The organism is Streptomyces sp. NPDC006207 (genome assembly GCF_040613835.1).
Taxonomy (GTDB): Bacteria; Actinomycetota; Actinomycetes; order Streptomycetales; family Streptomycetaceae; genus Actinacidiphila.
In genome coordinates, this window is record NZ_JBEXSX010000093.1 from 1 (window position 1) to 15083 (window position 15083).

Consider the following 15083-nt stretch of genomic DNA (forward strand, 5'->3'; position numbering starts at 1 on the left):
CCGAGGGTTACGCCGAGAGCCGGCGGTGGGGGCGGGGGGGGGCGCGGGGATCCCGGCGCACCCCCTCACGCATCTCGGCGTCACGCGGCGCCGTGCGGGGTCAGGAGCCGGGCGAGCCAGTCGGTGCGGGTCCGGCGGGCCGTGGCCGAGATGCGCGCCTGCGGGTACAGGGCGTCGAAGCCGTGGAAACCGCCTGCCCAGACGTGGAGTTCGGCTTGGCCGCCGGCCGCCCAGATGCGGGTGGCGTAGTCGGTGTCCTCGTCGCGGAAGACTTCGGCGGAGCCGGTGTCGACGTAGGTGGTCGGCAGGCCCCAGAGGTCGTCGGCCAGCGCGGGCCAGACGTACGGGGACACCTCGGCGTCGGTGCGGACACCGAGGACCGCACGCCATCCGAACGCGTTCGTCGGTTCTGTCCCTCGTGGATACCCCGGCCTTCAGGCCAGGAAGGAAACGAGGCTCCTGTGGAGCAGGGCAGAAGGAGTCAGTTTGCCGTCGGGGAGGACTAGCGTCCACCGGCGACCCGGCCGAAACCCAACACTCACACGGAAGCAGGTAGATTGTGGGCGTGACGCAGAAGGTCACACGGGCGTTCAAGTACCGCCTTTACCCCACGGACGAGCAGGCGGCTGAGCTGTCGCGCACGTTCGGCTGCGTCCGCCTCGTGTACAACAAGGCGCTCGAGGAGCGAACACGGGCTTGGCACGGCGAGCAGCGACGCATCTCCTACCTGCAGTCCTCCTCCGCGCTGACACAGTGGAAGAAGACCGAGGAACTGGCTTTCCTGACGGAGGTGTCCTCCCTCCCGCTCCAACAGGCGCTTCGCCATCTTCAGACAGCGTTCGGGAACTTCTTCGCCAAGCGTGCGAAGTACCCGCGCTACAAGTCGCGGAAGAAGTCGCGCGCGTCGGCCGAGTACACGCGCAGCGCATTCACGTGGCGCGAGGGGCATCTGACTCTGGCCAAGATGGCCGAGCCTCTGGACATTCGCTGGTCGCGTCCGCTGCCTGAGGGCGCGGAGCCGACCACTGTGACGGTGTCCCGCGACGCGGCAGGACGCTGGTTCGTTTCCCTGCTGTGCGAGGACGCCATCGCCCCCGCGCCCGCCACCAGGACGGCGGTCGGCCTGGACGCCGGGATCACGTCCCTGGTGACCCTGTCCACCGGCGAGAAGATCGCCAACCCGAAGCACGAGCGCCGCGACCGCGCACGCCTTGCTCGCGCGCAGCGGGAGCTGTCGCGGAAGGCCAAGGGTTCGGCGAACCGGGAGAAGGCTCGCCGGAGGGTCGCTCGCGTCCACGCGCGGATCGCCGACCGGCGCCGCGACTTCCTGCACAAGCTGTCGACTCGCCTCGTCCGTGAGAACCAAACGGTCGTGATCGAGGACCTCGCCGTCCGCAACCTGCTGAAGAACGGCAAGCTCGCGCGCGCCATCTCCGACGCCTCGTGGACGGAACTGCGCTCCATGCTGGAGTACAAAAGCGCCTGGTACAGGCGCGACCTCGTCGTGATCGACCGCTGGTTCCCCAGCTCGAAGCTGTGCGGGGAATGCGGCGCGGTCCGCGAGAAGCTGCCGCTGAACGTCCGGGAGTGGACGTGCGACTGCGGTGCCGTGCATGACCGCGACGTGAACGCGGCGCGCAACATCCTGGCCGCCGGGCTGGCGGTGTCTGCCTGTGGAGACGGTGTAAGACCTCTTCGGGAGTCTTCCCGGACCGGGCGGTCGTCGGTGAAGCAGGAACCCCAGCGGGCAACCGCTTGAATCCCCCGCCTTTAGACGGGGGAGGAAGTCAACTCCCGGGTCCAGACGCCGGGCCCGCCGGAGTACTGGCGACGGCCAGAGATGAGCCTGATCCAGTTCCAGAAGCAGATCCGGCTGCAGGAGGCACGGCTGCTGCTCGCCAACCACCCGGGCGACGTCACCGGAGTCGGCCAACGCGTCGGGTACGACAACCTCTCGCAGTTCAGCCGCGAGTACCACCGCCAGTTCGGCGCTCCCCCGAGCCGGGACGCCCCGCCCGCATGCGGAACACGGCACACACCCCGTAGGCGCCCCGTCCGCAGCCGAGGCGCGCAAGGGAGCGGGAACGAGGGCCCGTTGGGGCCGCTGACGGAGCCGGGGCCTTTCCGTCGCCCGTACCCACGGTGGTGTTTCCGCTGCCCTCCTCCGTGGGCGGCCCCCACGCCGCGCGCATCGCCAGTATGGGTGATATCCCCTCCGGTCCCCGGATTCAGGGAGCCGGCCGTTCGTCGCGTGAATGGGGTAATCGGCGCCGTGCGCGCGCGATCGCGCGAAACATTCATTGACGCATCACCGCGCGGCCGATGAGACTCCATTTCCGGTAAAGAATGTGCAAGGGGCAACTATGAAGTCGTTCGTGCATAGAGGACAGATCACGAAAGTGGTCTTCGGCAGCGGAACGCGCAAGGGGCTCGCCGACGAGGTCAGGGCGCTGGGGCGCGGCCGGGCCCTCGTGCTGTGCACCCCCGGGCAGACCGACCAGGCCCGGGAGGTGAGCGAGCTCCTCGGCCCGCTCGCCGCCGGGGTGTTCGGCCAGGCGGCCGCGCACACGCCCGTGCCCGTCACCGAGAAGGCGGTCGACGCGGCCCGCGCGGCCGGCGCGGACTGCCTGCTCGCCGTGGGCGGCGGCTCGACCATCGGCCTCGGCAAGGCCGTCGCGCTGCGCACCGGGCTGCCGCAGCTCGCCCTTCCCACCACCTACGCGGGTTCGGAGATGACCCCGATCCTGGGCGAGACCCAGGGTGGTGTGAAGACCACCCGGCGGCTGCCGGAGATCCTGCTCGACACGGTCGTGTACGACGTCGACCTCACCTTGACCCTGCCCCCGCACGTCGCCGCGGTCAGCGGGCTCAACGCCATGGCGCACGCCGTGGAGGCGCTGTACGCCCAGGACGGCGACCCGCTCGCCTTCCTCACCGCCGGTGAGGCCCTGGACGCCCTGGCCACGGCCCTGCCGGCGATCCTTCGGGATCCCGCGGACACCGAGGCGCGCGCCGCCGCGCTGTACGGGGCGTGGCTGGCAGGGACCTGTCTGGGCACCGTCGGCATGGCCCTGCACCACAAGGTGTGCCATGTCCTGGGCGGCTCCTTCGGTCTGCCGCACGCGGAGACCCACGCCGTCGTGCTGCCCCACGTCATCGCGTACAACGCCCCGGCGGCCGAGGCGGCCATGGCCCGGATCGGCCGGGCGCTGCCCGGCGCCGACCTCGATCCCGCGACGGCGGTCTTCGACTTCGCGGGCGACATCGGCGCGCCCCGGGCGCTGCGTGACCTCGGCATGCCCGAGTCGGGCATCGGCGAGGCCGCCGACCTGATCGTCCGGGACGGCTACTGGAACCCGCGCCCGGTACGGCGGGACGCCGTACGCGACCTCCTGCAACGGGCCTGGGCGGGCGAACCGCCCCACCGGGCCGCCGACGACCATTCCTCCGACCCGACGGGAGCCCGTCATGCGTGACCTCACCGATTCCACCATCACCGAGGCCGTCGTCGCCACGGTCCGCGACGCGAAGGACGACCGCCTCGCCGAGATCCTCGAGTGCCTGGTCAGGCATGCGCACGACTTCGTCCGTGAGACCGGTCTGACCGAGCAGGAGTGGGCGCGCGGCGTGGACTTCCTCACGCGTACGGGGCAGAAGTGCACCCCCACGCGGCAGGAGTTCATCCTGCTGTCCGACGTGCTGGGGATCACGATGCTGGTCGACGCGCTCGGCAACCGGCGGGCGGAGGGATCGACGCAGAACAGCGTCCTCGGTCCCTTCTTCCGTGACGACCGCCCGCAGGCGGCCGACGGCGCCGACATCTCCGAGGGGCTGCCGGGCACGCCCTTGTTCTTCGAGGGGGTGGTGACCGACGACCACGGCGCGCCGGTCGCGAACGCCGGGATCGACGTCTGGCACAGCGACGCGGACGGCCACTACGACGTGGACGTCCCCGGCCTGTCCGACCCGGCCATGCGGGCCCTGCTGCGCACCGACGGCGAGGGGCGCTTCCGCTTCCGCTCGATCCGCCCGTCGAGCTACCCCATCCCCGACGACGGTCCGGTGGGCGAGATGATGCGGGCCACCGGCCGGTCCGTGATGCGGCCGGCGCATCTGCACGTCATGATCGCCGCCGAGGGGTTCCAGCGCGTGACCACGATGCTGTTCCCCTCCGACGACCTGTACCTCGACCAGGACCCGGTCTTCGGCGTCAAGCAGTCGCTGGTGACGCAGTACGCGAACCACCCGGCCTGCACCGGTCCGTACGGCACGCGGACCGACCAGCCGTACACCCTGCTCCGTCACACCTTCGTGCTCGAGCCGGGACGGTCGGCTCATGACCCCCGGCCTTCCTGACGGGCGGCGCCCGGCCCTGCCGGACCTGCCGGCGCACGTCGTGCCCCGGCCGCGGGTGACCCGCCGTGTCCTTCAGGCGCTGGCGGGACATCCGGTGCTGGTCGTCGCGGCCTCCGCCGGGTCGGGCAAGACCACCGCGGTGCTCCAGGCGGCACGGGCCCTGCCGGGCCCGGCCGCCTGGATACCCCTGGGCGGCCTCCCCACCGGGGACGGCGCCGGTGAGGTCCTCCGCGGCCGTCTGACGGAGGCCGTGTCCGCCGGCGGCGCGGGGCCGCCCTTGCTCGTGGTCGACGGGCTGGAGCACGTCGCAGGGCGGGCCATGGCCGAGGAGGCGCTCACCGCGCTCGTCGTGGAACCGCCGCGGGGGCTCCGGCTGGTGCTCGTCACGCGCACGGAGCCGCCCCAGGGCATCGGAGGGCTCGCAGACGTCCATCGCGTGGCGTTCCTCGACGACACCGACCTCGCCTTCGACGTCTCCGAGGCGGCCCGCGCCCTGCGACCCACCGGGCAGGACGGCCAGGCGCAGTTGCGGGTGCGGGACACCGGGGGCTGGGTCACCGGGGTCCTGCACGACTGGTGGGCCACGGACCCCGCGGCCGCGGCGGGCAGGCTCGACCTGCTCTCCGCCGACCTGCTGCGGCAACTCACCGAGGACGAGACGGCACTGCTCGTGGCGACCAGCGTGCTGGACGAGGTGACCGCCGAGTCCGCCAACGCGCTGGGGCTGTACGGGACGGACCGGGTCATGGCCTCCCTGCGCCACCGCCGGCTGCCGCTGACCTGGTCCCGCGACGGCACCATGCGGGCGCTGCCACGGTTCCGTCAGTACCTGCGCAAACGCGCCGACGCCATGGAGGAGGGCGCCCGGCGCGAGCTGAGACGCCGGCACGCCGCGTTGCTGGAGACGGCGGGCCGTCACGAGGACGCCGTCACCGAGCTGCTGATGGCCGGGGAGTCGGCGGCGGCCCGGCGCGCCGCAGAACAGGTCCTGCCCGGCATCCTGGAGCGGCTGGACCTGGCCACGGCGGAGAGCTGGCTCGACCGGATGCGGCCGGTGCCCGGGCCGCCCGCCCCGGGGATCGCGTCCGCCGCGCTGCGCGTCGCGTTCGGCCGTGAGCAGTGCTGGCGCGGGCTGCGGCTGGCCGACCACCACGGACGGTCCTGGTGGGGCCGGCTGCCCGACCAGCCCGGCGGCAGCGAGGACCTGACGCTGCTGGTGTGGTGCTTCTGGCACGCGGGCAGGCTCGAAGAGGCCCGGCGGATGCTGCAGGTGATGCCCCCCGGCCGCCACCGCGACATCGCCGCCGCGCTGATGTCGCTGGCGGACGGCGGCCCCCTCACCCCGCTCCCGGACCTGCGGGCCGACGCCGCGGGCCCGGTCGAGGTCATGCTGATGCGGATCGCCTACATGGGCGGACGGCTCGCCGAGCTCCAGGACGATCCCGCCCCGCCCGGTGCCTGGCGCCGGGCGACCGGCGCCCCATGGACCGTCGCCGCGCTCCGCGCGACCGGCCGCATCTCCCAGGCCGGCGAGATGTACGCGTCCCTCGGGGACGGACTCCGGCCGGTGTGGCTGACCGCCATCGACGACGTGGAGCTGATGGCCGACCTCGGCCGGCGCGAGGAGGCCTGGGCCGCGCTGGCGGCCGGACGCCCGGCCATCGCCGCGACCGGCTCACGCGTGTACGAGATCCTCAGCCTGCTGCTGGAGGCCAAACTGGCGCTGCGGCTCGACCGCGACCTGGCGCGGGCCGCCCGGGCGCTGACCGCGGCCGGACTTCGGGGCAGCGCCCGCTACGCCTTCACCGGGGAACTGTCCGGCACGTGGCGCGGCCTGCAACTGCTCCTGGCGGGCCGGGACCAGGAGGCGGTCCGCCCGCTGGCCGACGCGGTCGCCGCCATGACCGCGGGCGACCGGCTGCTGGAACTGCCGACCGCGGCCGTCTACTTGAGCGAGGCGATGTGGCGGGCCGGTGACGTGGAGGCCGCGGACGCCGCGGCCGACCTGGCCCTGGGGGTGTCCGCCGCCCAGGGCGGCCGTCATCTGCTGCTGCAGGCGCTGGACGACATGCCGGCGGTCGCCGTGCGCAGGGCCGACGCCGAGCCCTCGCACTCCTCACCCTGGCACGAGTTGGTGGCGGCGCGGTCCTCCGGCCCGGCGCTCAGTGCTCCCGTCGCACCGCGTCTGGTCCTCGAGGAGTTTGGGGCGGTCCGGCTGTCCGCGGACGGGCGGGAGGTACAGCCGCGTCTGGCCAAGAGCACCGAACTGCTGGCGTTCCTGCTGGCCAGGCCCGCCGCGACCGCGCGGCGCCCTATCTTGCTGAGCGCCCTGTTCCCCGGCCGGAGCGACGCCGCGGGGCGCAGTTACTTGCGGCAGGCGGTGTACCGGCTGCGGGAGGTGCTGCCGGAAGGGCTGGCGCTCCTGCAGGACGGCGACGTCTACCGGCTGACGCCCGAGGCGTCCGCGACGGGCTCCTCGGGAGCCTTCCGGCGGCTGCTGGCCGAGGCCGGCAGGCAGGACGGCGAGCACCGGCTCCACACCCTCCTGCAGGCACTGCGGACCGCGGGGCGCGGCCCGTACTTCGAGGGCGTGTCCACGCCGTGGCTGGACGCCCGGCGCGAGGAACTGGCGGCCGCGCTCATCCAGGCGCAGGTCGACGCCGGCGCCGTCGCCCTGCGCCTGGGCCGGATCCGTGAGACACGGGAGCTGGCGGGAGCGGCGCTGGAACGTGATCCGTACCGCGAGCAGGCCTGGCGGCTGGCGCTGGCCGGCGCCGAGGCGGCCGGGGACGACGACGAACTCATCGAGCTGTACCGGGGTTACCTGCGGGCCATGGCCGATCTCGGCGTGCGCCCGTCGGAAGAGATGAGACGCCTGGTCGAGCGGCTGCGCCGATGAGCCGTGAACCCCCGGCCACAGTGCGGTTTCCCTCCTATTAACAGGCGGCGGCGCACAGTTCACCACGTCCACCAGGGCTCGGCACACTCCTTCCCGGAGGTCTCCCATGACTGAAACCCTCGACATGACCGTCGCCTTCCGCGCCACGATGGGACGCCTGGCCACCGGGGTCAGCGTCATCACCACCCGGACCGCAAGCGCCCCCGTGGGCATGACGGCCAGTGCGGTCTCCGCACTGTCGCTGGACCCGCTGCAGCTGATCGTGTGCATCGGCAACCACCTGTTCACCCGCACCGCGATCTCCGAGCACGGCCGTTTCGCCGTCAACGTCCTGGGCGAGGACTGCGAGCACCTGGCCCGCACCTTCTCCGCTCCGGTGAAGGACCGCTTCGCGGGCGTGAGCGTCGACGAGGACCACGGCGTGCCGGTGCTCAAGGACGCGATCGCCACGATGGTCTGCGACGTCTCCCAGGCGCTGCCCGGCGGCGACCACACCATCTTCGTCGGCGACGTCCGGCACTTCGAGCACAAGGCGCAGGCCCGTCCGCTGCTGTACTTCGCGGGCGGCTTCGGCGTCCTGAGCTAGGCCCTGTCGTGACAGTCCCCCCGGTGCCCGGTGCCGTGTCGTGCCCGCCGGGCACCGGGGCCCCTACGGCCCGGTGGGAGGCTCCTTGAACCCTCCCCGTGCTGACCGCAAGGGGATTCCTGGCTCAGGAAGCCCCGCGGGTCAGCGACCCGCAAGGTCTTACTCCCTCAACACCAGCCGGGACGGAACCCGCCCGGTTGTGTATGCCAAAGCTGAGGTGGCTCGTGCTTGGTTCTCGCAACGCGCCGTCGCGCTGGCCTGGTTCTCGCTCAGCACGACACACGCACTACCCGCCGGCCTTTCGCCCTGGGCGCGATACCTCGTTTCCTGCCCTGCTCCGCAGGGGACCGATGCCTCGCCGGTCCGCAGGACGGGGCATCCTCGGAGGAACCTGGTGAACACCATTGCCGAGTACAAGCTCCACCCGCCCGCGCGGCCACGGCAGTTCGTGCCGCGGCCGCGGCTGCTGCGTCGTCTGGACGCCGCGGTGGAGCCCGTGGTCGTCGTCTCGGCGCCGCCGGGCGCCGGGAAGAGCGTGCTGCTCGCCGACTGGGCCCGTGCCCTCCAGGCCCGTGACGGCCAGGTGGCGTGGCTGGAGCTGGACGCGTACGACAACACCCCGGCGCGGCTGTGGGCCGGGGTCCTCGCTGCGCTGCGCCCGTTCCGGCCGGGGCTGCCCACTCCCCCGCCCGCCGGGGCATGGACGCTGGAGGCCTGGGTCGAGGACCTGCTGCCCCGCATCCTGGCTGCGCCGGCGGGCGGATCGCCGCTCACCCTGGTGCTGGACGGGGTGGAGTGGCTCACCGACCAGGCGGCCCTGCGCTGCCTGGGGGACTTCCTGACCGCGCTTCCCGCGGGCATGCGGGCCGTGCTGGCCACCCGCCACCTCCCCGGGGCGCCGGTGCCGGCGCTGCGCGCCCGGGGGCTCGCCGCCGACCTCGCGGCGGACGAGCTGCGTTTCGCCCCTGACGAGGCGGCCGCCCTGCTGGCGTGCCGCTCCGCCGGCCCGGTGGACGAGCGGAGGGTGCGCGAGCTGTACCACCTGACCGAGGGATGGGCGGCGGGCCTGTGCATGCTGGGGCGCACGCGCGCCGGGGACGCGGCCGGTGCCCGTCCCGGCGGGCCTGCCGTCGACGGCGCCCGCGCGGTCGCCGACTACCTCGGCACCGAGGTCCTGGACCGGCTCACCACCGAGCAGCGCGCCTTCCTGCTGCGCACCAGCGTCCTGGACGAACTGAGCCCGGAGTCCTGTCGTGCCGTCACGGGCAGCGACCGCGCCGGAGTGCTGCTGCGCGACCTCGCGCGGACCGTGCAACTGCTCGTGCCCTCGGGTACGGCTCCGGGGGCCTACCGGCACCACCCGGCGTTGCGCGCACTGCTGGCCGGGGTCCTGGCCACCGAGCAGCCAGGTGGGGCCGCGGCGCTGCACCACGCGGCCGGGCACTGGTACGGCGAGCGGCGTCGGACGACGCCCGCCGTACGGCACTTCGTGGAGGCCGGCGACATCCCGGGCGCGCTGACGGCCGTCCTTCAGGCCTGGGAGGAGACCCTGGCCGCGGGCCGGACCGCGGACGTCGCACGGTGGCTGCGCATGCTGCCGGCCCGCGCGGTCCGCGCCGACGCCCGGCTGTGTGTCGTGGCGGCGATGACGGCGCTGTGCGAGGGCGATCCCGAGGCGGCGGAGCGGTGGCTCGACGTGGCGAAGGCCCGGCCGTGCGGGCCGGGCACCGTGGGGGAAGGGGGAACGGTGGCGCAGGCGGCGGCCGTTGCCCAGGCTCTCGTCCGCTGTCTGCGGGGGGAGAGCGCCGCCCAGGTCCGGCTCGACGGGGCGGATGTCCGCCGTCCCGCCGCGCTGACCGCCTGGCGGGCGCTGGCCTGCGTCGCCCAGGGCACCGCGCTGCTGTGGCAGGGGCGTACGCAGGAGGCGGACGCCCACCTGGCCGAGGCGGTCCGCGACGCGCACGGCGCCCGGCACTCGCTGGTCCTCGTCCGCGCCCTGGGCTCGCGGGCCCTGTGCGCGTATCTGGACGGGAACCGGGAACGGGCGCGCACCTTGGTGGAGCAGGCGCTGGACACGGCCCGTGCCGAGGGTCTGACCGGCCACTTCGCCGCGGCGCCCGCCCATCTGTGCCATGCGGGACTGCTGTTGGAGGACCTCGCCCGTACCGACGCCGCCGAGGCCCTGTCCGGCGCGGCGCGGGCGATGACGGCGACCGTCCACGGCGGCGAGCCGCACTTGTGGGCGCTGGCCGGTGTCGTCGCCTCGGGACTGCCGCGCGGCGTTCGCGGCGCCGTCCCCGTGTCCGTGCCCGAGGAGGGCGGTGCCGTTCCTGAGGTGCTGGGCGGTCTGCTCGCGCGCCTTGGCACGGCACGGCCCGGGCCCGCAGCAGCAGGTGCAGGTGCAGTACCGCGAGCGCAGGACCTGTCCCCCGGGGAACGCCGGATCCTGCGCGCCTTGTGCGGTCCGCTGACGCTGCGGGAGATCGCCGCCGAGCTGCACGTGTCCCGCAACACCGTGAAGACCCAGGTCAGTTCCCTGTTCCGGAAGCTCGACGCGCACAGCCGCAGCGGCGCGGTGGCCCGGGCCCGGGAGTGCGGCGTGCTGCATCCCGGGCCCGGCACCTCCTACGAGGCGTCCTGCCGGCGGGCGTAGTCCGCCTGGGCCGTGTACGCGGTGTCCTTCTCCTCCGCGGGACCGTCGATGCCGCACACCTTCCGGGCGAGGTCGGCGATGGGCCCGCTCGGGGACAGCTCGGCGCGCTTCATGGTGAGCGTGCGGATCGCCAGCAGCGGCGTGCCGTTGAAGTTCTCGAAGGTGCTGATGCGGTCGCCCCAGTCGGACAGGAACAGGTCGCGGATCACCCGGCTGATCTTCAGCCGGTCGTGCGGCCTGCCGACCGGGCCGGTCTGCAGTGCCTCCAGCCAGGGCCGCAGCTCCGGGCGCTGCCACTGCCCCTCGGTGGGGAAGATCAGCGAGGCGCGCCCGGCCAGGTCGATCACCTCGTTGACCATGCGGGCGATGTTCTCCAGGTAGTACGCCCTGCCGTAGTCGAACATCAGGACGTTCGGCTTGTACAGGCCGCCCGGGGTGGTGAAGCCCTCGTCCTCGCAGGCGAGCACATGGGCCTTCAGCGTCTGGTGGAACCCGGCGAACTGCGAGATGCGCGCCTGCACCGGGGGCAGTTGGTAGGTGCCGATGTGCTCGGTGATCAGCAGGGTCAGTCCGAGCATCAGCTCGGCGCGCACCATCTGCCGCACGAGCGCCTGGTAGTGCAGCCAGTCGAAGACGCGCTGCGGGTACAGCGCGGCGTGCTGGGGGTTGCCGATGTGGAACACCCGGTCCCAGGGGATCAGCACGTCCTCGAAGAGGATGACGCTGTCGAGCTCGTCGCCCTGCGAGGCGAGCGGGTGCTCGACGTCCTCGCCGTCGCGGACGTTGCTCTCCCGGCAGATGATGGTGACGCCGGGCGCGTTGGGCGGGACCGCGCCGAAGATGACCTGCTCCGGCTGGATGCCCGGGCGGTAGAACACGCCGATGTGGATCCAGTCGCCGAAGGCCGCGCCCGTGCCGATGGCCTTGACGCCCCGCACGGTGATGCCCTCGTCGGAGGTGGCCACGACCTTCAGCGCGGGCGATTCCGCCTGCGCGGACTCCCGGGAACGGTCGGTCTGCGGGTCCACGAACGCCGGCGTCGTGTTGAGGTCGCCGTCCCGCGCCTGCCGCCAGAAGTCGAGGATCCCCGCGGTGAGGTCCCGGCCGTCGGTCCCCACCGCCTGGCTGCTCCAGGGCTCGGGGTCGTCGACGTAGGTCAGCAGGACGTAGTTGTTGACGTCGGGGGTGCGCGGGGTGGCGCCGCCGCCCAGCTCGTGCAGCACGGTCTCGATGTAGCGCCGCTTGCGCTTCAGGTCGTCCTTGCTGCGGTGCTGGAACCACGTCATGGACCGGCGGACCCCGTCCTCGTCCACGAACGTCATGACGTCCTGGAGGTCCGGGCGGTGGTGCAGGTCGTAGAACTCGGCGATCCGCCGGGCGTACGCCCTGGTCTTCGGGTGCGTGGCGACGTTGTCGACGAGCTCGTCACCCACCCACACCTTCCGGCCGTCGTCGAGTGCCGCCAGGTATTCCTTGCCTGTACGCACGTCGTGCTCCTTTCCGGGACACGGGATCTGGACGGAACGCAGCCTGCGCCCCGACGGGGTGAGAGCGCGCCCCGCCGCGGCACATCACCCCGGGTGAAACCGCCGGTCACAGGCCCTCCGGCATTGAGGAGGCCCGGTCCCGTGCGGCACGATTGCGGCATGCACGATGCGGTCTCCCGGACGACGCACTCCCCCCGCCTGAGGGGCCGCGACGACGAGATCGCCGCCCTGCGCGCGGCCCTTGACGGGGTGCTCCGCGGGGAGGGCGCGTGCGTCCTCGTGGAGGGCGCGTCCGGCACCGGCAAGAGCGGACTGCTGACCCGCCTGGGAGAGCTGGCGGGCGCGGCCGGGTTCGACGTCCTGTGGGTACGGGCCGACGAGCTCGACCAGTACGCCCCGCTGGCCGCGCTGCACGCCGCGGTGCACGGCCCCGCCGCCGGCGCCCGCCGGGCCCCCGAGGCCACCGGCGACCAGCGGCTGTGGCTGCTGGACGGCATCACCGACGCCCTGGAGGACCGCGCCCAGCGCGCCCCGGTGGCGGTCCTCGTCGACGACGCGCAATGGGCGGACCCGGCCACCTTGTTCGCCCTGCGGACGCTGCCCGGGCGGCTGGCGGCCTCCCGGGTCCTGTGGGTGATCGCCGTACGTTCCGGCACCGAGCGGTCCGACGTCACCCGGATGAGCCGTACGCTGCGCGACCGGGGGGCGCGCGGGCTGACCCTCGGGCCGCTCCCGCCCGCGGCGCTGCGGCAGCTGGCGGCGGACGTCCTCGGGGCGGCGCCCACCCCCGCCCTGTCCCGGCTGCTGGACGGCAGCGCGGGCAACCCCTTCCTGGCGATCGAACTCCTGCGCTCGCTGCGCGACGCCGACGCCGTCGGCATCCACGGCGGCACCGCGACCCCCCTGACCCAGGAGATGCCCGCCGGATTCCGGCGGAGCGTCCGGGAGCGGCTGGACCGGCTGCCCGAGGACGCACGGCATCTGCTGCAGATCGGCTCGGTGCTGGGCCGCGCGTTCGACCTCGGCGTCGTCGCCCGGATGCTCGGCAGGCCCGTCGGCGGGCTGCTGTCCGCCGTGGACAGCGTCCTGGGCGCACAACTGCTGGTCAGCGCGGGCCGCCGGTTCGCCTTCCGGCACGACCTGATCCGGCAGGCCGTCCACGACGACCTCCCGCTGCCCGTGCGCGTGGCCCTGCACCGGGAGGCCGCCGACGCCCTGCGCGACGGCAGCGGCGACCGGGCGGAGATCGCCTGGCACCTCGTCCTCGCCGGCGGCACCATCGACGACGCGTCCGTGCACACCCTGACCACCGCCGTCCGGGAGCTGTCGCGGACCGTCCCCGGATCCGCCGCCGACCTCGCACGCCAGGCGGCGGACCTGCTGCCGGCCCACGACCCGCGGCGCGTCGAACTGCTCACCCACGCGGCCGAACTGCTCGGCTGGACCCGGCGGGTCAACGAGGCCCTCGAACTGGTCGACGCCACCATCTCCGACGGGCTGCAACCCGCCCAGGAGGCCGCACTCCGGCTGGTCGGCGGCGAGATCCACCAGGCGGCGGGCGACGACGCGGCCGCGATGAGCCATCTGCGGCGGGCCCTGGAGCTGCCCGACCTCCCGCAGGACCTGCGCGTCCGGCTGCTCAAGGCCAAGGCGACCGCCCACATCCACCGCCGCGAGATCGCGGCCGCGGAGGAGACGGACACCGGGCTGGTCGAGGCGGCGTACCGCAGCGCCGACCCGGCCGTCGTCGTCAGCGCCATGGTCTTCCAGTCGCAGACCGCCTTCTACCGCGGCCACCTGGACCGCGCCCTCGAACTCGCCGAGAACGCCTCCGGACGGGCCGCCACGACCGCCGACGGCCTGCGGTTGCGGCCGCCCCGCATCCCGGCCCTGTGGCTGGCCATCGTCATGCTGTCCACCGACTGGCTGGAGGACGCCCCGCGGGTACTGCGCGAGGGCCAGCGCTCTGCCGAATCCCTCGGCCTGGGCTGGTCACTGCCCCACTGGCACGCCTGCCGGGCCATCGCCCTGCTGGAAGGCGGTGCCCTGGACGACGCGGCCGTGGAGGCCGAAGCCTGCCTCACCGTAGCCGCGGAGCTGGAGACGGCCCGCGCGGTGCCCCTGGTCCGCGCCGTCCTGGCCCTGGTCGACACCGCGCGCGGTGACCTCGCCCAGGCCGGTGCGCATCTGCGGGCCGCGACCGCGGCCGCACCCGACGGCACCCCGTACGGCCCGTGGACGGCGCTCGCCCACGCCCGCCTCCTGCAGGCCCAGGGCCATGGCGCGGCGGCGGCCGAGGCACTCGGCGCCTTCTTCCACACGGGTGACCGTACGGCCTGGCTGCTCTGTCTGCCCCCCGGCCATTGGCCGGCCCTGGCGCGTACGGCACTGCGCGGTGGCGACCGGGCGACGGCCGAGGCGGTTGCCACGGTCGTGCGCGCCGTGGCCGAGGAGAACGGCGGTCAGGACGTCGTCCTGGCCGTACGGGACCACATCGACGGGCTCCTTCTCGACGACGCCGCGGCACTGCAGGCAGCCGTCGCAGATCACCGTCTCGGGGGCCGCCTCCCGGCGTTGGCCGCGGCCCACGAGGACCTGGGCACCCTCCTGGCCGCGCACGGCCGTACCGATGCGGCGGTCGCGTCGCTGGAGGAGGCCGCGCGGCTCGCCGCCGCGACCGGGGCCCTCCACGACAGCGAGCGCGTCCGCCGCCTCCTGCGGGACCTCGGCGTACGCGCCTCCGGTATGACCCGCCGCGCGGCCGCCACCTCCGGCTGGGACAGCCTGACCGAGTCCGAGCTGAAGGTGGTGCCCCTCGTCGCGGAGGGACTCACGAACCGGGCCATCGCCGACCGCCTCTACCTGTCCGTCCACACGGTCAACACCCACCTGAAGCACGTCTTCACCAAGCTCGGCATCAACACCCGCGTGGAACTGACCCGGTTGGCGGTGGAACGGACCGGCGCGGGCGCCGACCGGACCTGACCGCCGCCTGACCGCCGCCTGACCGCCGCCTGACCGCGGCCTGATCGCGGCCTCACCGCGCGGGCCGCCAAGATCCCTTGAATGGGCGATGCCCGCCCATGGCCCTCCTCCCGATGC

General features: G+C 73.7%; 8 protein-coding genes and 2 pseudogenes. 8 read left to right on the forward strand and 2 right to left on the reverse strand.

What is annotated here, in order from left to right; translation table 11 throughout:
• Window positions 1-80: 80 nt before the first annotated feature.
• Window positions 81-413: pseudogene (locus tag ABZ312_RS41600) on the reverse strand (alpha/beta hydrolase); the annotation flags it as partial.
• Window positions 414-565: 152 nt separating this feature from the next.
• On the opposite strand from ABZ312_RS41600, the gene ABZ312_RS41605 reads away from it, so the two are divergent.
• From ABZ312_RS41605 to ABZ312_RS41635, 7 genes and pseudogenes are all read left to right on the forward strand, one after another.
• Window positions 566-1759, forward strand: coding sequence for an RNA-guided endonuclease InsQ/TnpB family protein (locus tag ABZ312_RS41605; RefSeq protein ID WP_500439950.1), 1194 nt, complete (start codon window positions 566-568; stop codon window positions 1757-1759).
• An 81-nt stretch (window positions 1760-1840) separates the two neighbouring features.
• A pseudogene (locus ABZ312_RS41610) lies at window positions 1841-2046 on the forward strand (helix-turn-helix domain-containing protein); the annotation flags it as partial.
• A 317-nt stretch (window positions 2047-2363) separates the two neighbouring features.
• Complete coding sequence (locus ABZ312_RS41615) at window positions 2364-3476, forward strand: maleylacetate reductase (RefSeq protein WP_500328334.1); 1113 nt, start codon at window positions 2364-2366, stop codon at window positions 3474-3476.
• The gene (locus tag ABZ312_RS41620; protein WP_500439951.1) at window positions 3469-4356 is read left to right on the forward strand and encodes a dioxygenase family protein; all 888 of its coding nucleotides are present in this window, start codon (window positions 3469-3471) and stop codon (window positions 4354-4356) included. The genes ABZ312_RS41615 and ABZ312_RS41620 overlap by 8 nt, the downstream gene beginning before the upstream one ends.
• A complete protein-coding gene (locus ABZ312_RS41625; RefSeq protein WP_500439952.1) occupies window positions 4337-7255 on the forward strand; it encodes an AfsR/SARP family transcriptional regulator in 2919 nt (972 codons plus the stop codon). Before ABZ312_RS41620 ends, ABZ312_RS41625 begins: the two co-directional genes overlap by 20 nt.
• 106 nt (window positions 7256-7361) lie before the next feature.
• Window positions 7362-7841, forward strand: coding sequence for a flavin reductase family protein (locus tag ABZ312_RS41630; protein ID WP_500328338.1), 480 nt, complete (start codon window positions 7362-7364; stop codon window positions 7839-7841).
• Between the two features lie 394 nt (window positions 7842-8235).
• Complete coding sequence (locus ABZ312_RS41635) at window positions 8236-10494, forward strand: helix-turn-helix transcriptional regulator (protein WP_500439953.1); 2259 nt, start codon at window positions 8236-8238, stop codon at window positions 10492-10494.
• Here the strand turns inward: ABZ312_RS41635 and ABZ312_RS41640 are convergent.
• Window positions 10467-11981 (reverse strand): 4-hydroxyphenylacetate 3-hydroxylase family protein, encoded by a 1515-nt coding sequence (locus ABZ312_RS41640; RefSeq protein WP_500328340.1) that lies wholly within the window; start codon window positions 11979-11981, stop codon window positions 10467-10469. The genes ABZ312_RS41635 and ABZ312_RS41640 overlap by 28 nt on opposite strands.
• A gap of 159 nt (window positions 11982-12140) precedes the next feature.
• On the opposite strand from ABZ312_RS41640, the gene ABZ312_RS41645 reads away from it, so the two are divergent.
• Complete coding sequence (locus ABZ312_RS41645; protein ID WP_500439954.1) at window positions 12141-14966, forward strand: helix-turn-helix transcriptional regulator; 2826 nt, start codon at window positions 12141-12143, stop codon at window positions 14964-14966.
• The last annotated feature ends 117 nt before the right edge of the window (window positions 14967-15083 follow it).